The organism is Mesorhizobium sp. M1050 (assembly GCF_040318715.1).
GTDB lineage: Bacteria > Pseudomonadota > Alphaproteobacteria > Rhizobiales > Rhizobiaceae > Mesorhizobium.
Window position 1 is genome coordinate 1 of the sequence record NZ_JAMYMV010000082.1, and the last position, 24,322, is coordinate 24,322.

18 protein-coding genes, 6 pseudogenes and 1 other annotated feature are annotated in these 24,322 nt (G+C 58.8%); of the genes and pseudogenes, 5 read left to right on the forward strand and 19 right to left on the reverse strand.

What is annotated here, in order from left to right; translation table 11 throughout:
* The 13 genes and pseudogenes from NKH57_RS29075 to NKH57_RS29135 all read right to left on the reverse strand — a co-directional run.
* Nucleotides 1–94, reverse strand: a pseudogene (locus NKH57_RS29075) (IS6 family transposase); the annotation flags it as partial.
* Nucleotides 95–272: 178 nt separating this feature from the next.
* Nucleotides 273–959: a response regulator gene (locus NKH57_RS29080; protein ID WP_023814396.1), complete on the reverse strand. Its 687-nt coding sequence runs from the start codon at nucleotides 957–959 to the stop codon at nucleotides 273–275.
* Between the two features lie 719 nt (nucleotides 960–1,678).
* On the reverse strand, nucleotides 1,679–2,719 hold the full coding sequence (virB11, locus tag NKH57_RS29085) for a P-type DNA transfer ATPase VirB11 (protein ID WP_023762844.1): 1,041 nt from the start codon (nucleotides 2,717–2,719) through the stop codon (nucleotides 1,679–1,681).
* A complete protein-coding gene (virB10, locus tag NKH57_RS29090) occupies nucleotides 2,703–3,842 on the reverse strand; it encodes a type IV secretion system protein VirB10 (protein WP_352734093.1) in 1,140 nt (379 codons plus the stop codon). The genes virB11 and virB10 overlap by 17 nt, the downstream gene beginning before the upstream one ends.
* On the reverse strand, nucleotides 3,835–4,719 hold the full coding sequence (locus NKH57_RS29095) for a TrbG/VirB9 family P-type conjugative transfer protein (protein WP_352949548.1): 885 nt from the start codon (nucleotides 4,717–4,719) through the stop codon (nucleotides 3,835–3,837). The genes virB10 and NKH57_RS29095 overlap by 8 nt, the downstream gene beginning before the upstream one ends.
* Complete coding sequence (locus NKH57_RS29100; protein WP_023785251.1) at nucleotides 4,716–5,429, reverse strand: type IV secretion system protein VirB8; 714 nt, start codon at nucleotides 5,427–5,429, stop codon at nucleotides 4,716–4,718. Before NKH57_RS29100 ends, NKH57_RS29095 begins: the two co-directional genes overlap by 4 nt.
* The gene (locus NKH57_RS29105) at nucleotides 5,426–5,584 is read right to left on the reverse strand and encodes a type IV secretion system lipoprotein VirB7 (protein WP_081731114.1); all 159 of its coding nucleotides are present in this window, start codon (nucleotides 5,582–5,584) and stop codon (nucleotides 5,426–5,428) included. Before NKH57_RS29105 ends, NKH57_RS29100 begins: the two co-directional genes overlap by 4 nt.
* 27 nt (nucleotides 5,585–5,611) lie before the next feature.
* On the reverse strand, nucleotides 5,612–6,499 hold the full coding sequence (locus tag NKH57_RS29110) for a type IV secretion system protein (RefSeq protein ID WP_352657687.1): 888 nt from the start codon (nucleotides 6,497–6,499) through the stop codon (nucleotides 5,612–5,614).
* Nucleotides 6,500–6,554: 55 nt separating this feature from the next.
* Entirely contained in the window at nucleotides 6,555–7,238 is a 684-nt protein-coding gene (locus NKH57_RS29115; RefSeq protein WP_352657690.1) for a TrbJ/VirB5 family protein, read from the reverse strand.
* Between the two features lie 13 nt (nucleotides 7,239–7,251).
* Nucleotides 7,252–9,621: a type IV secretion/conjugal transfer ATPase VirB4 gene (virB4, locus tag NKH57_RS29120; protein ID WP_352949551.1), complete on the reverse strand. Its 2,370-nt coding sequence runs from the start codon at nucleotides 9,619–9,621 to the stop codon at nucleotides 7,252–7,254.
* Entirely contained in the window at nucleotides 9,621–9,947 is a 327-nt protein-coding gene (locus tag NKH57_RS29125) for a type IV secretion system protein VirB3 (RefSeq protein WP_023679584.1), read from the reverse strand. Before NKH57_RS29125 ends, virB4 begins: the two co-directional genes overlap by 1 nt.
* Nucleotides 9,947–10,252 (reverse strand): pilin major subunit VirB2, encoded by a 306-nt coding sequence (gene virB2 / locus NKH57_RS29130; RefSeq protein WP_023673707.1) that lies wholly within the window; start codon nucleotides 10,250–10,252, stop codon nucleotides 9,947–9,949. The genes NKH57_RS29125 and virB2 overlap by 1 nt, the downstream gene beginning before the upstream one ends.
* 74 nt (nucleotides 10,253–10,326) lie before the next feature.
* Nucleotides 10,327–11,112 (reverse strand): type IV secretion system lytic transglycosylase VirB1, encoded by a 786-nt coding sequence (locus NKH57_RS29135; protein WP_352657695.1) that lies wholly within the window; start codon nucleotides 11,110–11,112, stop codon nucleotides 10,327–10,329.
* 1,283 nt (nucleotides 11,113–12,395) lie between these two features.
* On the opposite strand from NKH57_RS29135, the gene virG reads away from it, so the two are divergent.
* Nucleotides 12,396–13,121 (forward strand): two-component system response regulator VirG, encoded by a 726-nt coding sequence (virG, locus tag NKH57_RS29140; protein ID WP_023685159.1) that lies wholly within the window; start codon nucleotides 12,396–12,398, stop codon nucleotides 13,119–13,121.
* Nucleotides 13,122–13,813: 692 nt separating this feature from the next.
* Here the strand turns inward: virG and virD4 are convergent.
* The 3 genes and pseudogenes from virD4 to NKH57_RS29155 form a co-directional block, all read right to left on the reverse strand.
* A complete protein-coding gene (gene virD4, locus NKH57_RS29145; protein WP_023709052.1) occupies nucleotides 13,814–15,559 on the reverse strand; it encodes a type IV secretion system ATPase VirD4 in 1,746 nt (581 codons plus the stop codon).
* 245 nt (nucleotides 15,560–15,804) lie between these two features.
* Nucleotides 15,805–16,347 carry a hypothetical protein gene (locus NKH57_RS29150; protein WP_352596260.1) on the reverse strand — a complete coding sequence of 181 codons (543 nt, stop codon included), beginning with the start codon at nucleotides 16,345–16,347 and terminating at the stop codon, nucleotides 15,805–15,807.
* Between the two features lie 531 nt (nucleotides 16,348–16,878).
* Nucleotides 16,879–17,181, reverse strand: a pseudogene (locus tag NKH57_RS29155) (transposase domain-containing protein); the annotation flags it as partial.
* Nucleotides 17,182–17,224: 43 nt separating this feature from the next.
* Here NKH57_RS29155 and NKH57_RS29160 point away from each other — a divergent pair.
* Nucleotides 17,225–18,049, forward strand: a pseudogene (locus NKH57_RS29160) (transposase); the annotation flags it as partial.
* Here NKH57_RS29160 and NKH57_RS29165 read toward each other — a convergent pair.
* Both NKH57_RS29165 and NKH57_RS29170 read right to left on the reverse strand, forming a co-directional pair.
* A pseudogene (locus NKH57_RS29165) lies at nucleotides 18,012–18,850 on the reverse strand (IS3 family transposase); the annotation flags it as partial. The pseudogenes NKH57_RS29160 and NKH57_RS29165 overlap by 38 nt on opposite strands.
* Nucleotides 18,485–18,600 (reverse strand) — a sequence feature (AL1L pseudoknot). Its footprint overlaps the pseudogene before it by 116 nt.
* 155 nt (nucleotides 18,851–19,005) lie before the next feature.
* On the reverse strand, nucleotides 19,006–19,155 hold the full coding sequence (locus NKH57_RS29170; RefSeq protein WP_352949553.1) for a hypothetical protein: 150 nt from the start codon (nucleotides 19,153–19,155) through the stop codon (nucleotides 19,006–19,008).
* A 197-nt stretch (nucleotides 19,156–19,352) separates the two neighbouring features.
* On the opposite strand from NKH57_RS29170, the gene NKH57_RS29175 reads away from it, so the two are divergent.
* Nucleotides 19,353–21,272: a potassium transporter Kup gene (locus tag NKH57_RS29175; protein WP_352949555.1), complete on the forward strand. Its 1,920-nt coding sequence runs from the start codon at nucleotides 19,353–19,355 to the stop codon at nucleotides 21,270–21,272.
* Nucleotides 21,273–21,399: 127 nt separating this feature from the next.
* Here the strand turns inward: NKH57_RS29175 and NKH57_RS29180 are convergent.
* Nucleotides 21,400–21,930, reverse strand: a pseudogene (locus NKH57_RS29180) (IS6 family transposase); the annotation flags it as partial.
* Between the two features lie 109 nt (nucleotides 21,931–22,039).
* On the opposite strand from NKH57_RS29180, the gene NKH57_RS33925 reads away from it, so the two are divergent.
* Together NKH57_RS33925 and NKH57_RS29195 are read left to right on the forward strand one after the other, a co-directional pair.
* Nucleotides 22,040–22,252: a hypothetical protein gene (locus NKH57_RS33925; protein WP_502907349.1), complete on the forward strand. Its 213-nt coding sequence runs from the start codon at nucleotides 22,040–22,042 to the stop codon at nucleotides 22,250–22,252.
* A gap of 804 nt (nucleotides 22,253–23,056) precedes the next feature.
* Nucleotides 23,057–24,322, forward strand: a pseudogene (locus tag NKH57_RS29195) (hypothetical protein); the annotation flags it as partial.

Consider the following 24,322-nt stretch of genomic DNA (forward strand, 5'->3'; position numbering starts at 1 on the left):
TCTCTTCCAGATCGCGCAGGCTCAGATTGTAGGCCAGGTGCCAGCGCACGCACAGCAGGATCACCGACTGGTCGAAATGGCGGCCGTTGAACATCACGTGCTCCTCCACAGCTGAGGAGTGTTTCTTGCCATGCTCCGCTTATCAAAAGGTTTGCGACAGAGCCGTTCGAACCGCATGCCGACACCATCGTCAAGGGCGGCCGCGATGTCGATTATGGCCACAAGCTCAACCTGACGACGGGCAGGCAGTCTGTTCTTTCAATTTAGACCAACTATGCGGATGCCGCCTCAGTCAATTCAAGAAGGTAACCAATGCCGCGCACGGTCGTGATCCGTGGCGTTGCACCTGACCTACTCAGGTGTCCACGTAAGCGATAGATTCCGACTTCAAGCGCGTTGGCAGATACCTCGTCGTTGAACGAATAGAGGTGATCTTCCAACTGCGCACGAGGCACGATGCGGCCTGCACGGATAAGCAGATGCTCTAAAATACATAGTTCGCGGCGTGCGATCTTCAGAGGATGACCCGAGACGGAAACCTGTCGGCCGATCGGATCGAAATTGAGATTGCCAAATACAACGATGGGGTCGGTCACCTGTGTCGACCGGCGCAGAATGGCTCTCATTCTGGCGATGAGCTCATCGAAAGAGACGGGCTTGAGCAGAAAGTCGTCCGCGCCACCGTTGAAAATTGCAATTCGCTTCTCGAGATCGTTGATGCTACTCATAATGAGGGTTGGAACTGAATGCCCGTCGCTCCTTAGCTGTCTCAGCCAGCCCAAGCCATCGCCATCTGGCAGAGCCAACTCCAGCAGGAGAATTTCATAGGTTGCGCAACAAAATGCCCTCGACGCCTGTTCCAGGTTGCCAACTACATCAACGGCAAAACCGCTATCCCCGAGCGCAGCTCGCACGGCGCGCGTAAGATCCACATGATGATCAATGAGCAGCGTTCGCATTTCACGTCCTATCAAGGTAGGACAGGTCACCGTCCGCTGTAAGACCGGGGCGACAGCAGAAGTCGCGCAACTCGTCGTAGTGTTCGTAACGCTCTTTCCGATGGGTGATCGCGGGAGCATGCAAGCCGCACGCCTGCAATAGTCGGGTAGAACACGTGAAGACCTGTTGACGGGCTGAAACCGTCGGTCGGCCAGCCCACAATGCCACCGACTCTGCCTGCGATTTCTCTGCGCATCGATCCTCTTATATGGGTTGCGTCGCAAACTCCAGCTGAGGTCGCAAGGGCAGGTTGCGGCTTTGTTCATTGAGAGGACCCCCTGGAGGCAATACCAGGAGGATTCCCTATATGGCACTTCCCGATTTACCAACCGGTCATTCCGAACCACGTTCGGCGGCTTTGAACACGCTCATTGAGCGCGGCTAGGTAAATCAAGGGTACGACCTGCCGGGTGTCGATGCCGCTTTTGAAGCAGGCATCGGCACCGGCTCGCTGAGCGTCGCCCGCGCAATTCAGCGGACGCGCTCGATACACCCAGTCGAATCGTGCCGCAGCTTGCCGCGCCGACAGGGCGCCCGAAGACTTCAGACTTGTGACCGAAGGTCTACGCCCAGTCCTCCTCCCATTATCCACCTCCGTCAAATCAAAGTGGACGTTCAATCTGAACAAATTACGCCATCGTATCACAAACCACTTACCGATCCCCGACGTGCTCTAGCCTTAGTGCTTGTTAAGAAGGTCGGCTACTGTCTCTCCGCGTCGCCGGGCATCGGCGGCGAGCCACACCTCCCCCACCTCATACACGTCGCCGTGGGTACGGAACGGCACAATGACGTCAATGGCAGCCGACAGCAGGTCAAGAAGCGTGTGGTCTTCCACAGCAGCTCCTTGCGGGCTGCTCTTGACGAGTGAAAAGAGCTTTTTAAAGCCTTGGACCGGATCCGCCCCATGAATCGTTGATATTGATCCCGCATGGCCGGAGACGACTTCGCTAAGGTAGGCCCAAGCAGCATCATCGCGCATCTCGCCAAGCAATATTCGATCAGGGCGCATGCGCAAGCTGGCTTGCAACAGTTGCTCGGCTGTCACCGCACCTACGCCTGCTCGGTCCTTCGGATAGAGTAACCGGACATGGTTCTCGTGCGGGATTGCAAGTTCGAGCGTGTCCTCGATACTTATCAGCCTCTCTTGCGGGGGTATAGCGTTGATCAAAGTCTTGCTCATTGTCGTTTTGCCGCTTCCAGTAGGTCCGCAAAGCAGCATCGTGAGCCGCCCGCAAACGCACGCTCGCAAAAATTGCTCCAAGTCACCATTGTCGTAGTGCTGAAGAATCGTTTCGTCCTGCCGCTCTTGACGCTCCTTTCGTGACCGCCATTGATTCCAACGCGAGTATTCGTAGCGAGAAGAAACTTCCTTGAGTTCGGTCACACGACTTGAGGGACGCCGTATCGTCAGGCTTATTGTTCCTGAGGGAACAGCGGGCGGCAAACAGATCTGCAGCCGCTCTCCGTTCGGCAGCTCAGTCGCACAGAGGGGGCTTTGCGGTCCGACATCTTGCTTGCGCAGCGCTCCAGCGAGGATCGCGATGTCCTCCAGATCGTCATAAGATAGTGGTAGCGGATGTTTCGTGAAAACGCCGGCCTGTCGGACAAAGGCTTCCCCAGGCCGGTTGATAGCGACCTCTTCGGTCCTTGGCTCCTCAAGCCATTTCAGAACAGGGTTGAGAAGCAAACGCAATTGAGGGTCAGCCTCCGGTCGCATTGTTGTCTCTCCGGCGTTCGCGATGTTGGGGGGCTGGCGCCACGGCGGTCGCTCTAAGATCGTATACATCCGAGAAATCGAGGTCCCGAGCCACAAAGATGGATACAGCATCTCCCTGGTTTTTCTTCAGAGTTGGCGGAACGTTGATCGTTGCTCTAAGGGTCGTGTCAACGGCTTGTCCGGCGTTGCTCTGGAAGCTGTTGATGCCGCTTCCTCCACCTGAGCTGCCAGCGTATTGACCGGCGGCCTGAAACGCGCCTTGAATGACGCTCATGAGCATTGCTCCGCCAAAGCGCTGCCAGAAGTGATTATCCACCGTGCCAGGCATTCCGGAGCGGCCGAGCTCGTCAGCGCCCGGCGATGCTAGCGAAACGAGGGCATGGTCAGGCGTTTCGATGCGCGTCCACAGCACGAAGACACGCGCATCCCCCTGTTGGAGACCACGCTGGATCTCGCCAATCACGGTCGTCCCGCGATCCAAAAGCACCACGTTGTTGGTGGCGCCGCGGACGTCTTTAGGTAAGACGCACTTCACATAACCCGGTAAGTTTGTGTCGACTGCCGTTTGCAAAATGCAGGGAATTATCGTTCCTTGAGTAATCACGAGATCAGGGTGCGGCAAAAGTGTGGCCCGGCTTGGCTCCTGTATATCTGGCTTCAATCGCCCCGTCAGATCGCCAGCGTCTGAAATCTCATGCGAGGTCGCGGGAGCATCCCTATGGTTGTCTTCGCTCCGCTGACCGTCGTTGGGCATTTGACCGCTGCCACTGTAGGCGAAAATTGGTGTTTCCTCCGGCGGCGGATCAGCTGGCGCCGGAGGCGGCGTGGATGGCGCAGGATCTCCTGCCTGCGCCGCCTGTACGGGTGCTGGAGGTTCGGGAGCAATCTCAATCGGCACGGGGCGGAATGGCTCGGCGTCGGCGACAATTGGAGGTTTTGGCTGAGTTGGCTCGTCTTGTGTGCTGGGACGACCGCCGAGCCAGATGAGCGATAGAGATGAGATGAGAACAAGAGCAGCGACGGCCAACTTCTGCAATCCCGAAACATGCCGGCGGGCCGGCTCCGAGACCATCGATCCGGAGGCATGGACATCATGTCCCGACTGTGGGCCGGTTTCATTCATCGGCCGAGCCTTTCAAAACGCGCCACACGTCGGGTGTCACTGTACCGGTCCCTGGCGCTCGTCCCACAGGGTCATAAGCCCTGTTGAAAATGGACAAGACCGTATTGCCATCTCTCAGACGCCATTCCCGGGCGACTGCGGATACTTCAACATAGTCCCCTTTGACCGTGTAATTGGCAGCGGCTTCCTTGCCGTCGGGATTGATAATGTAGAGGGAGGGTATGCGGGAATTGCTTGCGAAGCCAAATACGGTGGTAAAGCCATTATCGAAAACTTGCAGCGGCGCCAGCGATCGATCGCCCTTTGCGACGTAGTGAAAATTGCTTTCGTCCGGACTGGTAGTTGCGGCGGGCCGATTCAACAAATCCTGAACTCTCTCGTCGTGCAGCACTTTCGCCCGGGCCTGACCAAGAATCGAGCGCCTTTCTGCGTCCTTTCTCTGAGCAGCAGCCTCATCAGCAGGATAGGTGAACTGCACACTGTAGTATAGGTCAGGTTGCTGCTCATCGAGTTTTGGCATCGCTCTCGTTGAAATACTGAAGACGTATCTCCGTGTACCGGACTCACTCTCGGCCAGCACGATGACCGGCTGCGGCGGGAGCATCCGGCTAGCCTTAAAAAAGAGATAGTTGAAGCGCGGGAGCGCAGCCAGGTCTTTGCTATTGGAAACGGCCACGGCTGCGACTGTCTCGTTGGCCGCGAATGTGACAACCAGCGTTGCCCCCACTGCGGTAGACAGGCGCACTACTTCGTCGGGACGGTAAGCCAGGTAGCGCATGCGCGCATCATGCTTGCCGGCAAGTGGTGTGTCTTCCGCGGACGCTTCCATCGTTAAGAAGAGTGAACAGACCAGCGCGAGAAACGCTCTTTTTGTCATGGCTGCACATAGCCCAGGTTCGATACGCTATCTTCCGAGCCTTGATAAGAAGTGACGAGTAGACCTCCCGGATTGGTGAGCCTCGATTGCCCAGGCAGACCCGTCAAGCGCTCGTAGCGGATGGTAGCTGTCCAGGTGGTCACTATCGGCATCTGCCCATCGACAACAAGCGTACGTTTGTAACGGATCTGTTGAACGTCCGGACTGATGTCGTTTGAGGAAATATGCCCGACCTCGAGCTTGCCGCGCTTGCCGACCGTGACTTGCGGCGAGGTGGGATTCGGATAGTTGAAGAAATCTTGATATTGCTGTCGCACAGCCGGCGCGCTGAAACTGGATACGAGGTCATAGGCGTATTGGGCTGTATCTGCTGTGTACCCCTCGCGCAGGCGTACATATTCCCACAGCGAAGCATTTATGACGGCTCGGTCTTGGGTTGCCGGCAGTCGAGAGACTGACACTTCGCTGTCGACGGTCCCATCCGGCCGGACCCAGAGGAACACAGGTACGAGCTTGGCCAACGGGACCATGGCAGCGATGGTAAATGCCTGGGCAACATTTCCTAGGACCGCCGCTGCGGCAAAGGCTATCAGGGCCTTTGACAGGCGCCGCGCAGACTTCGCTCGTGAAGTTTGAAACGCTTCCACCTTCTTATAGTGGGCGGCTAGCGTTTCTCTCTCCACCAGAAGGGCATGTTCAGGAAATTTCACTTTGGCTCTTCCGCGCATTCGACCTGAAGATCCTCAGGGGTGGTTTCCCATTGTCCCACGTTCAGTTGGAATGGGGCACCCGCGCACGTCGCAAGCCCATGGCTTGTCTTGCAGGCGGCCAAAGCGAGGATTGACAGAAGTAGGCAATATTTCATGTTTTTGGCACCGAGCTTGTCGATTGATTAACCACCCGCCGTTTTGGCAAAGTGGCGATTGAGGCTGTTAAGAGGTCGGTTCGCACCTCCCCAAGAGCCGCCGGCGATGCTGCTGGCGATCGTCGGAAGCGCGACGATCAGAGCGTCACCAGCTAGGAAAAGCATGTCGAGCTCGTAAAGCCCGATGATCTTGGCTGCTGTCGTGCCCGAGAATTTGATCATCAAAAGCATGGCTGCCAGCGAGACTGCTTCGGCAGCGATTACTATCGTTGCCACGATGTTGAGGAGGAGAAGCAGCAGCCCGTACGAGAGCAGTTGGCCGATCCATCTGGTGGCTATGTCTCGAGTGTGATCAAAAAGGTAGCCTACAAGGACCAGGGGGCCGATCGTCAAGAGCACCTTCGTCAGAATTCCAACGGCATCGTAGATCTCGAACGCTGTCCACAGCGCGCCATAGAAAATCCATTGCGCTCCCTCGAAAGCAAGTATGTCCTGGCCGTTCATAGGCCCAATTTCGGAAGCAATCAGCTGAAAGACATACTGGCTTGAAGCAAACATGAGATCGAGCTTCTGGGGGATTCCGGTGAAGGGCAAGTCGCTGCCACTGATGTCGTGAGCCAACCTCGGAATCGTGTCGTCGAAGAGGGATTCAATGTACAACTGATAGTTGGCCTGCCCTAAGATAAGGGCGACGACAATCGACACCATGATTACGCGCGAGATACCCCCGCGCGCATCGACTTGACCACGCATGACCAGAAAGCCTTGGATTATTATCCAAAGCGTGACACACGCCACCAGAGGCGCACTGACCGCCTCTTGGATCTTTCCAAGCACTTTGTGCAGCCCCAACGTGAAGGCCCCATGAAAGATCGCGTGTATAGTCGTGAATGGCGCGGGAATTTTGAAATTCATGGCGTGAGCCTGATGTGTCCCTGATCAGCGCAGCTGAGCCTGATGAACTCAGCGTTCACGGGAGGGGGTCAAAAATGCGAGCGGTGTCCCGATGTTCGCGACGCTGCGTGGCGGCCTCCTCAGCGGCGTGAAGGCTCCCTTGTGCAGTGGCCATCGTCAGCAGACTCGTGGCTTGGGCATTTTGGATCATCGCATCGTGAATCTGCTTGAGGACCAGACCGTTGGTCACGGTGGCCTGCATAATATTTCCCGAGCGGGAAAGCTGACCAAGCGTGCCGGCGTTATCCTTAAGGCGCTTGTCCATTATGCCCAAAGTGTCGGCTGCAATAGCTGCGGCATTGGCGGCCCCAGCGATTTGTCCCTTTAACAGTTTCGCTTCTGAATCGTCGCCCGTGACTATCCGATTTGGGTCCTCCGCAATGTTACGGGCCATAATCGAAGCTGGCGCCCGAGCATCAAACATCTGCTCCTCCAGCTTATTGCTCGACGGGTAATGATTTCCTTGGTTCAGTGAGCTTAGCAGTCCCGTGACAGCGAATGACGACGTTAGCATTGTCACCATTTCGATCGTGGTAGCGAGCGTCTCGATTGACCTCTCAAGGATCGCCGCATTGGAAATCGCTGTTAAGGTCGTTTGTATTTCTGTTCCAGGGTCGGTGACGATCCATTGCGACCGGGCCTGTCCGTGAAGCAGAAGGGAAGCAGCAAGGGTCGTTACTGCAAGTTTGGCAAGTTTCATGAATATTCCTCCGTCAGTCTTGAACTTCATGGTACCGGGCCATGAACTTGTCGAGCCACCCACTTGGGGCGTCTCCGTGCTGGTTACGAAGGTGGTCGGCAAAGCGCACTGTGTTGGCCCGCCCCGAGAGTACGGCTACGTACTCGCGCATCTGCCCAAGATCGAATTCGCAAACAATACTCCCGCTATCGCGCTTGAGCAAAAACTTGCGGCTGCCGATTGCCATTCCCTGGCGGATTGCCTCGAACTCCTGCGCAGTGCACTTCAAGCCATCGACATACGCAGAGCGGTCCGCCGTAGGTGATGGGTAGAAAATTTTCGTCATACATTGCGCAACGAGACTAGCTCCGAGAGGCGATTCCAGAACGTGTTCAGGCTGCTGCGTTGCGAGTATCAACATGCCGTTGTTTTTGCGGACCGTGAGCAAGAACTTGTCGATAGTGGCCGAGAATTGGGGGTTGAGTAGATAGAATCGAAATTCGTCGCAGCTCATGACGAACCGACGACCATCGACGATAGCGCCCACTCGATGCAGAAGGTATGCGGCGGCCGGTGCACAGACCTCCTCATATTCCAGGAGCTGCGTCATGTCGAAGCCCGTAATGGAGGCATCCAGCCTTACTTCGTCCACGTCGCCGTCAAAGGCCCATCCAAGCGCCCCCCCTCTACACCACCGCTGCAGCCGTGCTCCTGCGCCCTCGGAGGGGCTGTGCAATAGGAACTCGCGCAGGCCCGCAAGTGAGCGCATAGGGGGTTCGAACGAAAGCTGACGAACAATGCCGCGTTCCAGCCGACGGCTTTCCTCCGGCGAGATCGGACCACGGCCGTCACTCTCGATCAGGGCCATCAACCACTCGCGCAGAAAGTCCCGAGAGGCGGAGGTGTTGTCCAGTCCACGCAGAGGGGCCAAGCCGCTCGGAGCGCCTCTGCGCAACGCAAGATATGTCCCTCCCGTGGCTCGCACCAGCAGTTCACCACCCCGATCCTTGTCGAAGAAGACGATCGCACCATTGCGATCGACCAAGCTTTGCTCAAGCATCGCGAGGACAAAGGTCATCAGCGTCGTCTTGCCTTTGCCAACGGGCCCGAATATTGCCGTCATGCCGACGTCATTCTCATGGGGGATGTAGTCGAAAGAAGTTCCACCGTTTGTGCGAAAGCGCGCAACAGCATTGCCCCAGTGGCCGGAACTGGAACCGCTTGGGAAGTTCTCAAATGAGACGAGCCCGGCAAAATTGTGTGAGGTGATCGCCCCCGGGCGCGTGCGCCACCTGTTGTTCCCCGGAAGTTGGGACCAATATGCGGCCTCCATGCCGATGCCCTCTTGGACGATAACGGCGCCCGCGTCGGCCAGCCGTGCGCGGGCACTTGCTGCGCGATCTGCAAGGCTATTGAGGCTGTCGGCATAGACGCACAGGCTCAGATGATGCGAACCCATCACGAATTCGTTGCTTGCCAGTGCGTCCTCTGCCTCGGCAAGTTCATTGATCTGGGTGAGAGCCTTGTCGCCGGCACTCGTCATCTGGCTGGACTTAAGGCTTAGTTTGGCATGAGCTTGTGGGCGAGTGAGGAAGGAAAAGCTCTGGCTCAGGACAAGCGGGAAGTTGGCGGACAGCAAGGAATTTAGCATGCCCGGCCGCGTCGTCGCCGGATATTCACGGAACGAAAACAATGATCCGACGGAGCTATCCCCGGGCCTTCGAATCTCAAGCGCCCGCTTCCCGCAGATGACCTGGTCAGTGTAGATCGAGGCGCCAAGTGAGCCGGTAACCATCGGAACCGGAAGAAACCGGCAAGTCATCATGAGCCGAAGCGCCTCGCCGATTTCCGTGAAGAGCACGTTGCCTTTCTCACGAATGCCCAACCGGCGCAGACCGTAACCGCCGAGTGCGCCAGCAATGATGTGCCAGAGGTCTTCCAGGCTCCGCATTTGGGTGGCTAGATCGTGCTCATTCCGTCTGCGGGACTTGGCAATCCGCAAGCCGATCTTGCCGATTGCGGTGCGGGGGGACACGATCAAAGTGAGGAAGTGATCGTTGCGAAAGAGCTTTCCCGACAGCACACGACGCTCGTAGGCCTCGCTCAGACTGTCAGCGAATGCACTTTGAAACTGGCGCGGCGCCGGCGCCGGCACATCGTTGTGTCTCACAAGATGAGCGTATATCGAGACATTGTCATCGGCGATGTTGCGCAAGAGAGTGTTGAACGCGCGGCAGCGCGAGTTGCGCATCTCAGCGTCTTCCAAATCAAAGGGCACACCGTTCACATGTGCCATGGCCATGATCGATCCGTCTTCCAGAAGGACAACCTGATCGCTTACGTGACCAACATACGGAAGGTAGATCTCGCCAGACCTCTCGGTCCGGCCGCTGGCGCCGAACATTACACCATTCCTCTTCCGCGTTTCGGCACTCTGATCGGATTGGCGCTGACGCTTGCGCCTCCCCAGACCGGCCCGTCCACGCTTCTGCCGGCCGTCTGCAAATAGAGCAGCACGACGCTTGCCGCGTTATAGTCACGCTCAACAACCAGCCGTGCTCCGAACCAGAGTGGCGCGAGAACGATTTCGTAGAGCGGGTTCTGAAGGATAATGATAACAAGCCCAGCCAACATCATGAGCAATCCGGCCAGCGTCAGCGGCACCCCCAGAAACAGTGCGGGGCGCGTCGCCGCCACATAGAGGGTGCTCACTTCCAACCGGTCGCTCATCAGCCACCGCCTATAAGCGCCTTGCCCAGGAAGCTGGCCCCGAACATGATGACGATCCCTCCAACGACACCCGCAACCAGGCCAAGTGAAGCACGACCGAACATCCAAGAGATACCGATGGCTACGAGCCCGAGCACGGCCAGTGATTGTCCAAAGGGGCCAAGTATGAACGTGCAGATATTCTGGACCATCTTGGCAGGATCCGTCCCTCCGGTCACCTGAGCCGCGGCTGGCCCGCTGTAGAAGACCGTCCACGCCGCGCCTGCAGCAGCAGCCGGTACATATTCAGCCGCCATGCGCAGCATGGAAAAAGGCGAAGGAACACGCGTTTTAAGCGCACGAAGTATCTTGAGTGGCGTCATCATTGCATCTCCATGTTTCAATCGAATACGAGTTTGTTCGGGTTCGCGGGTTCCCGTGCTTTCGCAGCCTGGCTGCCTGTCGGACCGGAGGGATCGGCACCGGAGCGGTCTGGCTGATACGAGCCCCAAATGTCCCAAGAATCTTGGTTGGGCTGCTTCTTTCTATTGGCCTGTTGGCTCTGCTGGAGCAGAGGCGGCACGGCTTTCCGACCGGGTGCCTCAAGGTGCGGCACATCTCGAGCAGTCGGCTCCAGCGTTCGCTCAAGGAGACTTGAGATGTCCTTTGCGGCCGCCTCGACCTTGCGTACATAACCGTTGGCGAAGCCACGCGTGACGTCGCCCGTGTTATAGGCCGAGATGGCACGGCGAAGCGCCAGTTGCTGTGCCACAGCAGTGGTGCCGCCGGCATACCGGCTTTCAAGCAAGTGGGCGGCAGCCGAAAGCGAGGCGCAGGGCTCGAAAGCCCTTTCCGGCGTAAGATTGAGCATGGCAAAGTTCTTGCTGTTTATCTGCATCAATCCAACATCGACAGAATGTTGTGCTTCGAGGCGTTCCTTGATGCCCCGCGTGGCTTCCAGGTGGTCTATCCAGCGAAGCTGCTCACCTGTGGTGTTGTCATGAGCCACCAGCGTGTCAAAGCCACTTTCAATCTTGGCAATCGCGGCCAGGGTGGACGGCGCAACCCAGGGAGCGCATTTGCGCGACAGGCTGCGGAACTCACGCGGAGAAAGTGGCGCGGGCTCGGCTGGGAGTGACATGGATGTCAACAGGACGATGGCCAGCGGCCAAGCTGCAATAAACATTCCCTATCACCTACCTTTCCAAGCCGCCGGACGGGTTCTGGCCCTGTCCGGCACGCGCTTATCGGGGAGGTTTGTTACTGTGTGATGTTCAAGTTCAGCTTTTCGGTTTCAACTGAAGCAAAGACCGTGTTCGTGTCAGCGTGGGTGAGCATCTTGCGCATGCGTGGGTGGCGCGGGCCCGATCAGCCAGCGACATCCGGAGCATCTTGGTACGATGACTCCTGTGCAGGATTGCTCGTCCCGGCCGTCCGTTGCTCCTGGACTGTAGGCCGCGACTTCGGCGCCATGGATGGTACTTCTGTCAGCGCCAAGCCAAGGACAAAATGGGGAGCTTGGCGGGTTTGTTCAGGCTCGGGATCACCGTGGGGAATCGACGAAGGCGATAAAGCAGCCCAACTTTACCGGTATGCTGCCGGTGCTTTAAGAGCAGCCATGCGCGGCCCTGCACACTCAGATCATTGCTTGAGTCGCGAGCTCGTCCGCGAAGCTGGCTCGAAGGCGCAAATCCGCGGGGGCGAGGGTCAACTGGGAAGACGTGGCGGCGCAGCCCATCCTGGTGCGAGCCTGGTTCAGCTGTTCGGCCGCCGCCGCCGCCAAAGGGAGGATCATGCACAGTCCCATCGGCAGAAAACCGCACGTCATTGACGGAGTCCGACGGCGCAATGGACAAGCATAGTGACACGCTCAAGATGGAGGAGTTGCAGTAACTGAGAAATGTTAGCCCGGACGTTCACCGCAACCGGCGACCTGCCGGTCGCCCGAACAGCATTTGAGGCCGCCGGCCACCTTGGACGAAGCCGGCTTGGCAGGAGACATACTATTTGGCACAAGGCCGCTGCAGCGAATCACGGTCTTCTTCCGCCGACCGCCTCTCCGATCAAGCCAAACGCCGCGCTGCTCAACCATGTCCGAGCTGGATCCACGAGCCGCAGGATATCGAGATGATCCAGGTCCGCAAACTCCAGGATGACCAGGATGCAAGGGCATAGCAGGAAACTTGGCATCCATGAGGTCGAACTCGAGTGATATTGGCAGGCCTGCACCAACGGGGGAGCTCGAAGCGAAAAAGCGAATGACCACACGGCAGGGTCATGTCGGCGCTTGGACCTGTCTGGTGGCCACGGGCTGCCTTGGTGCGGTCAATTCGCTAGGGATGAAAAGACCAGGACGAGCACGGCCTCACATTGGCCGCACGCAACGGCGAGTGGTATCAAGGGCAGCTGTTCTGGGTCGGTGTCCCAGGGTTGCTCGGCAACAGGTTTAGACATCGGGAAGGTGTGCCGTTGAAACATGTTCTTGTCATTGACGATGATGCCGCAATGCGGCGCCTCATCGCCGAGTATCTCACGATGCATGCCCTGAAGGTAACCGCAGTCCACGATAGCAAGCAGTTTGACTATGTTCTTTCACGTGAGCCAGTCGATCTCGTGGTTGTTGACCTTAACCTAGGCCGGGAGGATGGACTTGCAATCGTCCGCAATCTGGCGACAAAATCGGATGTTCCTATCATAGTGATCAGCGGCGACCGGCTTGATGAGGCGGAAAAAGTGGTTGCACTGGAGCTCGGCGCAACCGATTTCATTCCCAAGCCTTTCGGGATGCGCGAATTCTTGGCCCGCATTCGAGTAGCGCTACGCCAGCGCATTTCTAGTCCGCGAACCAGAGAGCAGCGCTCATTTCGCTTTGGGGCCTGGAAGCTCAGCGTGAAGCAGCGGCGACTGATCTGTGCGGAGCGTGGCGAGGTCAAGCTTACCGCATGTGAGTTCAATCTCTTGATCGCATTTCTGGAGAACCCCCGCAACGTGCTATCCAGAGAACGGCTTTTGCTCGCGAGCCGTGTGCGTGGAGAAGAGGTGTACGATCGAAGTATCGATGTCCTAATCATGCGCTTGCGCCGAAAGCTGGAGGCTGATGCGGCCAACCCTCGCCTGGTCAAAACATCCCGTGGCGCAGGGTACTTCTTCAACGCTGACGTAGATGTTAGCTACGGAGGCACGTTGGCCGCGTGACAGTGAGCTATGCTGGAGATTGGGGTGACGAGGCTGGTCAAGCCTTCCAACAGTAAACCAGCCTGATCAATTACGGCGAGAGCTACCGGTCCGAAGATCGCATCAGCCCCTCTCTGCATAGGCACGCGGCCGCCTGAATTGCCGATTTCGCTCAGCTGCTGCTGAATGGCGACGGCTTGCTGCGTATTCAGGGCCCTATGCGTCTCCGCTGGCCACAACAGCGCTGCGGAATGTTCATTGTTGGGACGACTCACTCGGGTGGCAGGTGGTTGCCCTGGTCAAGCGCATCCGGCGAGGGGCGGATCTGCTGTTCGCTGGCAGCCAAGACTGGGGGCGGCGGCCCGAACTCCGGCGTCCCAGAGCTTGCGAAAGCCTCCGACACGCTTCTGTTGAGGTCATCCCGTCCAGCGAGCACCCCGGGTTGCTGAAAAAAGACGAGGCGGCTTGATGATCCTGCCCTCGCTGAAGCACCTCGCGAAACCCCCTGTTCCAGTCGCAGAAGCTCCTCTGGATTGGTTGGCGGCTCGTCAGCTCGACCATCGAACAGCGGCCGGAGCGCCTCGGACACGTGCTGCTCAAAGCCCACTTGCCGGGCCTGGACCGCTTGCCCCTCTTCCAAGCCGGCGTCCTGCACCTGCGACAAAGCTGTTACACGGGATGGATTTTTTCGCGGGGTCCACACCAGCCTCACATCAAACTGTATCGTCAAAGTCCTGCGCCAATTCACACAGCGGGTCATCGAGTTGAGATTCGGCGGAGAGCGCCTCCTCTGCTCCCGTCAAGGGCGCCGGCTCCGGGAGGGCGCCTGTCTGGCGTTCAAAGATGCGTTTCAGAATGCGATCCGAGAAATAACGCACCTTCCTCAATTTTAATGGTGGCAGACCTTTGATGAGAACAATCTCGTAGTCGTCATCGAGCAGCCGAACCTGTTCGGGACGCAATAGCGGTGCACCTTGATGTGAATTCTGAATGGTCCAGTCGAACGTTCGCGCCTGGCTGTGGGAAATCGATTTGGCTTCAAACGTGTATTCACCGATGGCCTTGGAAATGTAGTTCGGAGTCTCGTCATCAGCCGTGGCCATGAACACTTGCAGTCCGGTATTGCTGAGAAAATTCTGCTTGCCAGCCTCTCCATAAGCCCCCGTCAGTGCCGAAAGGCTTTGGATGATGAGCATGAAACGCCCCTTGTAGCCCGCGATAGTCGTGATTGCGGTCTCGATCGCCTCCAGCTTACCCAAGTGCTTGAACTCGTCGAGCAGGAAGAGAACCTCGTGCTTTTCATCCCGGCGGGCCAGCGACCGCTGCAGAATTGAAACGATTTGCTGAAAAAACAAGCGTATCAAAGGCGCGATCACCTCAAGGTCGTTCGGACCAACGCAAAGATAGATGCACGTTCTGCGACGGCGAAGATCATAGACCGAAAAGTCCGAGCGACTTGTGGCCGCCTTTACAGCGGGATCCGCCCACAGGTTGAGCCCGCCATCGCCGAGCACGGAAGTGTAGGAGGTTAGGATTTTCGTATCGTTCCCCGCCATGTCGTCGAAGATGCGTTGTGCCTCTTTGTTCTGAGTCTCCATGGCGAGTCGCGCGAAGAGCTTAAACTTCTCCCCCGGCTGGGCGAAGAGGTCATAGACGGCGCCGATTGTTGGCGTGCCCCGCTCGATGCAGGCAAGGATTCCCGCGACAAAGATATCTCGCGCGCCGCTGACGAAACCTTCCGCGCCCTCCCCCTTGGCCGTGATCAGGTTTGCGGCCAAACGGCGGGCTTCGGTGAATTGCTGCTGTGGAGGCAGCGCTATAAGATCCAACAGCGGATTGTAGCAGTTTGTGCGCCGCTCCGAATCCAGCGGCGCGAATTTAAACACGTCGTCACCTGCGGCTTTGCGCGCCCTCGAGGTGAGCTCAAAGAGCTCCCCCTTGACGTCCAGAGCTATCACCGAGCCTTTGAATGTAAGTAGCGTTGGAATGACTATGCCGACGCCCTTGCCAGCGCGGGTCGGTGCAACGATGAGGCTGTGAGGCTGCTCGCCATTGGTCAGGTAGTAGCCAGGCCAGAAAGGGCCACTTGTCTTCCCAAACACCGGCCCTGTCACGCCACGGTATCGTCGCAGATATCCCGTGCGTCGCATTTCATCCACTCGAGCCCAACGAGCCGTCCCGTGGTGTTCGAGCTTGCGGCGCAATACGATCTGCTGAATCAGCAAGACGACCGCGGACGTCGAGAGCACGATAGCCGCGCCCCGATAGAAAACGGGGGTTGCGAAACCCAAATAGAAGGGCGTCTCAAACCAAAAGGCACGGACATCAAACGCCATCAGAGCCTCGCCGCTGCCGCCGTGGCGGAAGGTTGCGTAAAGACTTGCCGCACAGAAGCCCACGGCGAGTGAGCACGCGATGCTAATGGCTATGTTGGGGGGCGTCGTTTTTGTTGAAAGCATTGTTCCATTGCCGGATTAGCCGTAGCTAATGCTGCGCGTGCTTCAGAGACCGAACCGGCGTCGCGCGATGTCGCCGCTCGACAGATCGATTGCAGTGGGTGGTGCGATGCTTGCAGCGCATCACCCGGCAGACGTGGTTTTTGAAAGTTACATTAAGCAGGTACGTCAACGGCCAGCGAATTGGAAACGGCAAGGCCGTAAACGGATTTCGGGAGAGAAAGCGTCACTGTACCATGGCCGAGACCTCAACGGCCGGAGCGATCTCTGCTTCTGGTGGCCTCCATTAGGTCCTCTCGGGCGTGATTGAAGGCGTGGTTTATGGACCGCCCGATTTGAGCACCCCGCTGCAGCTGTTCATAGGAGGTTTGCGGGCCTACTGTATCACGGACTGCAGCCTCAATACCTGCTATGTGGCCGTCCAGATTCGCACTCCGTTCCTCTGCTGCATGCTGCGGCGGCGGCATGTGCGGCAAGATGTCTTGCATGCCGGGAAAAACTGAGTGAGCTTGGGCCTGTTGATTTGCGTCTAACTGGGGATACATGTTGAGAATAGCATTGGACGCCATGTTTCTGACATTGCCATCCGGATCAGAAGAAGCCAATCCAATGGCCTGATCAAGAATGCGAGATTTATTTTCGTCACTAAACTTACTGAAGTGTGGCGCAACGTAATAAGCTCCGAGAGCTTGCGACGGCGGATCCATGTTGCCAATGCGATTAACAATAGCATCTTGCAGCCCTGGCGTTAGGTAATCGCCTAGATTACTGGCCGCTCCGACTTTCTGCAATGCTATGTCATCCGTGCTGTACCCCAATTCGGCTGTTAATGTCGCGGCCAGATTGATGGCTGATCGTCCAAGCCGATTGGTCCGCCTTTCAAATCTCGCGAGGTCAGTTTCTGGCCCGGGTTGAGTGCCCCGAACGGCTGTTCGCTCGTGCGTCCCGAGGCCTTTGAAGCCCCCAAGATTTCGCGCTGTATCGCGCGGGTTAGCGGTTACCAGCCGTTCTGCAACATCGCTCAATGGCCCCTCTGGAACGTCACGGAGGCTACTGCTCCCCACGCCTTGAGATGATCTTGCAGCTGCACGTGCCCGTTTGTTATCGCGATCCATTGCTCGCCTCCAAAGTAGTTATTCTACCCAATGAGGTTACCACCGAAGCTTGACCTGCTAAACCGATATGATGTTACAGTTGTAGTTTGGCAAAGGGTTCCCAGCTCTGTGGGTCTGCCAAGTGCCCGTCCAAGCCGAAGAAAATACGATGAAGCTGGCATCAAATTGTGAACTGCCCCGGGCATTCCGGAGGCCGTTTCGTTTGAGTCACGCGGCTATGGCTGGTTCATCCAACATGGCGTAGTAGCGTTCCTCGGCTTCGGCCGGCGGGATGTTGCCGATGGGCTCCAGCAGCCAGCGATTGTTGAAGCAGTCGACCCATTCGAGCGTGGCGAACTCGACGGCCTCGAATGAGCGCCAGGGTCCGCGTCGATGGATCACCTCGGCCTTGTAAAGACCGTTGATCGTTTCCGCGAGAGCATTATCGAAAGAGTCGCCGACACTGCCCACTGCGGATTCGACGCCGGCCTCCGCCAAGCGCTCGGTGTATTGAATGCTGACGTGTTGGGCGGATTCAACCGGTCGTCGCAACACCAAGGGATTGGAGGTTGCAATGACGGTTCACCAACGCGCTTCAGATCGGTGCACTCGAAAGAAGCTAGATTCGCCCGGGCGTCCGCCTGCCTGGCAGCGTGAGAATCGCTTCCGGTTCTGGCAAGCTATTGCCTTGGGACATTCGAGCGAGGAGGCCGCACTGGATGCCGGTACATCAACGCCTCTTGGTCCGCGCTGGTTTCGGAGTACAGGAGGGATGCCGCCAACGCATTTGGCGCCGTGGGCGAAGCCGCCTTCGGGGCGATATCTTTCTTTCGGGAGCGCGAGGATATTGCGCTTGAGCTTGCCAAGGGAATCGGCATCCGGGCCATTGCTCGTAAGCTAGGTCGGCCGCCGAGCACAATCTCGCGGGAGGTCAGGCGCAATGCCGCGACGCGCAGCGGCAATCTGGATTACCGGCCAGTGCCGCCCAATGGCACGCCGATCGTGAGTCCCGGCGGCCTCCTGGCAAGCTGGCGGTCAATCCGGCTCTGCGTGAATATGTTGAGGAGCGCTTGGCCGGCAAAGTCACCAACCCCAATGGCGCCTCATTCGAGGGCCCCAAGGTGGGTATGGAAAAAACGACAGAGCCGGAGGTGGTCGGCAGCCTGGAGCCCCGAGCAGATCGCTAAATCGGCTTCAGATCGATTACCCAGAGGATCAAACCATGCGGATCAGCCACGAGACGATCTATCACTCCTTGTACATTCAAGGACGCGGAGCATTGCGCCGAGGACTGACCGCATGTCTGCGTTCAGGCCGAGCGTTGCCCGTACCGCGCGAACGCGCGTACCGCGCGAACGGGCCCGAGTTCGCAACAATGCCTGTTCCAGGGCATCGAGAACGAAGGCTGCGCGCCGTCCGGCTCACCCGCCAGCCGACGATCCGACGGGTATAGGTGTCGATGACAAAGGCGACATAGACGAAGCCCGTCCAGGTCGCGACGCAGGTGAAGTCGGAGACCCGCAGCATGTTCGGCGCGGAGCATGGAATTGGCGGTTGACGTGGTCGAGAGGGCAAGGTGCGGCCTTGTCGCTCACCGTAGTGCGGATCGGCGGACGATGCCTTCGAGGCCCATGGCCTTCATCAAGCGGGCAACCGTGCAGCGGGCGACGTCGAAGCCCTCGCGACGCAACCGCCGCCAGACCTTGCGAACGCCGTAGACGCGGAAGTTCGCCTCAAACCGTCGGACCTCATCCTTCGAGGCTGTATCCCATCTTGCCCGGGCCGACAGCCGGCAGGGGTCGACGCGCTTGGCGACATGGTCGTGGTAGGTCGACGGGGCGATCGGCAGCACCTTGCAGATCGGCTCAACCCCATGCGCCTTGCGGTGATCGTCGATGAACGCGATCGTGGCCTGAACCGGCGGTCGAGCTTCGCCTGGCAAAATACGCGGAAGCCTTGCTCTCGTTGGCCTGCGAAGCTCGCGGCTCTCGCGTTCCAGAGCCTTCAGTTTCGTCGCAGCATCCGTGGGAACTCCGGCGCGCACGCCGCCGTCACGCTCGGCTTTCTTGCAGCCGATCTTGGCGGCGATCGACGAGACCGCCGCCCACCGCGAGGCATGCTCGCCTTCGTGATCCAGAACCAGCCGCACCGCACGGGCTCGGACCTCGGGAGAGAACTTGTTGGTCGTCTTGCTTGTCATGGTTCCACCTTCTCAGGAGTTGGAGCCTCCGATCAACCCGGGGCGGTACACAACAAGGGTCACGGATCAATCTGGGCGGGAACCCTAGAGAATCAGCCCTCAGAGCCTTTGGTAATAGACCGACCCCTCGCACCTGTTTGGGCTGGGTGTACAAGTCAGATTTTCATCAGGTTCGACGAGTATGTCTGGCAGTAGAGCGCGACCACTTCCGTGCCCGCCCGCTCGTCTGGCAGACACACACAGGAGAAAGATATGCCGTCAGCTACAAGCAGCGCCATCGTTTCCTGCCGCAGATCATCGCCCATCCGGTCTGGCCCTCCTTCAGGTCCCCTTGAGCCTGCGTCTCGTCGAGGAAATGGCCCGGGAGCGGGATCGTGGTTTCGTATGAGACAATCCGCCGGTGCGGCAACAAATGCGGTCCGCATACGGAGCCATTACGTCGCGGCACTTGATATTGCAGTGCAGCAAAGGTAGAGGGCCGCCCCTTATCGGAGTGTCGTCCATGGTCCTTACCAATACTGGTAGCGAGGCAGAACCCGTCGAACAGTCGAGCCATCCGGCAATCGAACAGCAAAGCCCCAAGGTGCTGATGCTAGGCGCGCTCGGCGTTGTCTATGGCGATATTGGCACCAGCCCGATCTACGCGTTCCGTGAGGCGCTGGTGGCGTCGTCGGGCGGCAATGTCGCCGAGCGCGGCGATATCCTCGGCGTGCTGTCGCTGATCATCTGGTCGCTGACTATCATCGTCACCATCAAGTACATCATGTTCGTGCTGCGCGCCGATAACGGCGGCGAGGGCGGCGTGCTGTCGCTGATGGCGTTAGCGCGCGGCAGTTTCCCCAAGCGGTCGGCGGTGATCCTGGGCATCGGCATCGTCGGCGCCTCGCTGTTTTTCGGCGACGCGGTCATCACGCCCGCGATTTCGGTGCTTTCGGCCGTCGAAGGCATGAACGTCGTCACGCCTGCTTTCCAGCCTTATGTGGTGCCGCTGACCCTGGTCATCCTCGCCATGGTGTTCGCGGTGCAGCGCTTTGGCACGGGTGGGGTGGGATTAGTCTTCGGTCCGGTGACCGCTGCATGGTTCCTGGCGATCGGCCTTTCCGGTCTCAACCACATCATCGCCGACCCGGAAATCCTGTGGGCGATCAGCCCGCATTACATTGTCGCCTTCCTGATCAATTCGCCCGACGTCGCTTTCGTCACCGTCGGCGCCATCTTCCTTGCCGTCACCGGCGCGGAAGCACTTTATGCCGATCTCGGCCATTTCGAACGCAGGCCCATCGTGGTCGCCTGGCTGTGGATCGTGTTTCCCTGCCTGCTGCTCAACTATGCCGGGCAGGGCGCTTTCGTGCTGGCGAAGAACGGTCACGTCGGCCACCCATTCTTCGAGATGAACGAAGGCTGGACGCTGATCCCGATGGTGGTGCTGGCAACCGCTGCAACGGTCATCGCCAGTCAGGCGGTGATTTCAGGCGCCTTCTCTCTGACCAGGCAGGCGGTGCAGCTCAACATGCTGCCGCGCCTCCAAATCTCGCACACGTCGGAGAGACAATCGGGCCAGATCTACATGCCGCGCGTCAATCTGCTGCTGGCGCTGGTGGTGATGATGCTGGTCGTCGGCTTCGGCGAGTCCAGCAAACTGGCCTCCGCCTACGGCATCTCGGTGACCGGCAACATGCTGGTGACGACGGTGCTGCTCTTCGTCGTCATGACGCGCATCTGGAAATGGCGGCTGTGGGTGGCGGTGGCGATGGCGTCGGTGTTCGCATTCATCGACATCGGCTTCTTTGCCTCCAACATCGTCAAGGTATTCGAGGGCGGCTGGGCCTCGCTGGCGGTGGCCTTCACCATCGTTCTGGCAATGTGGACCTGGGTGCGCGGCAGCCGCTATCTCTTCGACAAGACCCGCCGCAACGAAATCCCGCTCGATTTCCTCGCCGGCAATCTGTTGAAGAAGAAGCCGCAGTTGGTGTCCGGCACCGCCGTGTTCCTGACCAGCGATCCGCAAAGCGCGCCGACAGCGCTGATGCACAGCCTGAAGCACTACAACGTGCTGCACGAGCAGAACGTCATTCTGTCGGTGGTCACCGCACCGCAGCCGCTGGTGCCCGACAGCGAGCGGGTCAAGATGGAGACAGTCAACGAGTTGTTCATGCGGGTGACGCTGACCTTCGGCTATATGGAGCAGCCCAACATTCCGCGCGCGCTGGCGATCTGCCGCAAGCAGGGCTGGAAGTTCGACATCATGACGACGTCGTTCTTCCTGTCGCGGCGCTCGCTCAAAGCATCGCCCAATTCCGGCATGCCGGTGTGGCAGGACAAGCTGTTCATCGGGCTCGCCCGCTCGGCGGCCGATGCGACAGAGTATTTCCAGATCCCGACCGGACGCGTCGTCGAGATCGGAACGCAAGTGACGATTTAGGGCATGCCGCGGTTGAGAAGAATCGGTGCTGTCACATTGATTGAGCGGTAAGGAAATTCAGGTAGCAGCGCGCCCGGCACTGTAAGTTTCAGCGGCTTGATGCAGCGATAGCTGGCCGGGACGGCTGTCACGCTGTGGCGACACAATGCATGGCGGCGTTACGCAGGTCTCGATGTTGAGCCGATGACAGCGCATTGCAGGGAAAGTGGAGCAGGTCGGCAATCGGATCATGGATGCAAACGAACCGCTGAAGCTGGCGTGCCGACTTGAAGCGTTTCATGATCCTTTCGCGTCGTCGGGTCGGCTGGTGCGAATTCTCCGCTCGATAATTCAGGCCTGTGTGCGACCGGTGTTCGACGCCGGGCATGAGGTCGCGCATGGCGGCATCATAGGATCGGAGCTTGTCGGTGATCATGATCCGTGGTGTCCGCCCTTGAGCCTTCAACTTGCGCATCAGACGCTTTGCCGCCTTGGCATTTCGGCGGCTTTGTACCAGCACTTCGAGGACGAAGCCGTCCTGATCGACGGCACGCCAGAGCCACTGCTTCTTGCCACTGATAGCCACGACACATTCGTCGAGATGCCATTTGTCGCCCAGGCAGCCGGCTGACCGTCGCTTGATCTCTCGGGCGAAATTCCGTCCGAATTTCTCCGCGTAGCTTCGAGTGCGGCCCGCCTGCCGCACCGTCGCCGCGGCCGCGCCGAGTGCGAGGCGCTGCCGCCAGGCGCCGGCCCATTTTTCGTCCCGGCGCACGACCGCATCGAGCGTGGCGATCGCGGCGCCGCATGCGATCGCAGCATCTTCCGTCGCTAACGATCGTAAGATATGCGCGGCCGATGAAGGTTCCACCACCGTCGACGACCTCAACGAAGTTGATGTCGGTGGGTGTCTGATCGATCTGGCAGACATCCAGCGGGTGCGTGGCATGGATGTAACCCGGCCGCGCCTTGAGCCGTTGAAGATGCTTCGGGTTCGCTGATCTTTTCCTCGCGATCTCCTCGGGGCTGAACAGCGAGGGTATGCGACGCGCGACGGTGAGATAGGATGGAGTGGCCAGGCCGGCCTCCTCGCAGCGAGCCCGGACCTCGGCCACGACGGGAGCGAGCGGCGGAGCCTCCAGCACGAGCCACTGCGTCTTCACGATGATCTCCTCGATACCCTGGTCAAGTCGCTTTTTCCGAGTCCCGTCCCCGTCGCGCAGCAGCGACGTCACGGTCCGGTCGATGCGGTAGCGCGCCAGCAGATTGTAGATCTGGCGGGTCGACAGGCGCAGCTCCGCGGCGGCCCGCTCGATTGGCGCCTGACGGGGCCCCGCACCATGGAGGATCTTATCCAGCTCGCGGGCTACACGACGTGCCGCGGACCATGCTTCATCGGAGAGAGATGGGAAGGAGTTGCTTTTCGGTTGTGTAATCGGTTCGGCAAATGAGCGACCAATGAAATCGTTAGCGGAAAATCGGGGCTGTCGTAGCGCCAAAACCTAAACAACACCTGACTTTTCCCTGTTTGAAATCGGGAAGTAAAAGCGACACCGGTAAACCAGCGAGCCATCTCCAAATATGTGAATTGTGGATTGCTCCTCGACGGGAGCTGAGGGGCGGCTCCGCAAGCCTTACGACGCTCTTTGCGAGCCGTAGCTGCCGAGCTGGCAAAAGGCCGGGCTACGTCGCGCCAGCGCAATCGGCGCGCAGAAAATTACCCGCTCCGGGACCGCGGACCTCGTCAGCTTCTCGTAAGTATGCCCGAGTAGGTTGCTCAGCTGATCTGTGGACGTGAGGCTAGCGTGAACCGGCACAAATTTGACCTATCCAATGTAACAGGTTGGCGGCAGGTGCAGCCCCCGGCATCTCAAGAGCAAGCGGCACAGGCCGGGCAAGAGGGCTTTGAGCAGCGCTCGGGCGAGGCGCGCCAAGCCGCTGCCCAAATTCCCGCCCCCGGCGTTCCGGCTCTGCCAGACCCGTTCCATCCTCATCCGTCTCAGGGAGACCTGAGCCTCATCGAAGCCGCGGCCCGATGGGAAGCGCAGCCCATGATGCAAGGGAGCGGACAAGAACACGCCGCGGCGCCGTACGCCGGAGGCAGTGGGTCGATGCTAGGTGCCTCGGTGCTGCAGCCGGGTCACTCAACGGCGCGCCATCATCATGCGCCGGATTCGTCAGTGGTTGATCTGAATCCCCCCGCACCGTTCGAGTTGCGTGACCCTGCTCGTTCTGTGCCGGCGGCGGTGCAGCCAGATCCTCCAATAGTGGTCTCCGGTCACGACAAGGGTCCTCTTTATTCCAACGATGCGACCCTTGTCGAAGGGCTGAGGTCAGCTTACGCGGGTAAGGTCAACGAGAGCACGGTCACGCGCCGTGTAAATTCTCTTCTCGGCTTTAGTCGTTGGCTCCTTGAAAATAACAAGCCGGGATTTGCTGCTCGGCTTGACGCGCTGGATCAGGATCTCAGGGAGTACGTGAGCAAGAGTGGCTCCTCGGACGTGGCTGTGGCACTGGGTCGTCTCAAGACGTGGGCGGGCGGAGCGCCAGTGAGGGACCGCGCTGTCCTGAATCCCGACCCTGCCGACGCCGTGCTCATCAAAGAGTACGCAGCGGCTCTCATCAAAGAGTACAAAGAAGCGCCTGCGACCGGGCCGAATCCCCGTACCATTGAGGCCTATGGATCTGCTCTTAGACGTTTCAGTCAATACCTGGTTGAAAACAAAAAGCCGGGGATTGCGGCTCGGCTTCACGAGGGGTCGCTGGATGAAGATGCCAAACGCTATACGATCTCCAGTGGTGACCGGAGGATGGCTGCACTAGCTCATCTCCGGAAGTCCGCACTCGGGCGCGAAAAAATTGCCCTTGCTGCTCGTCCGGAAGACGCAGTCGGCATGGAGACTCGTGCCATTGGGGACGCCGCTGCGCAGCACAGCGGGCCGCAGAAGGCATTGGGTCGGCCAGAGTATCTCCCTGGGAAAGCTAAGCAGCTGAGCGAGATCGGCAATTCAGGCGCTCGCGTGCTGATGCAGGCCCCCACCCATCAAGTGAGTGCATTGCCATGGGAAGCG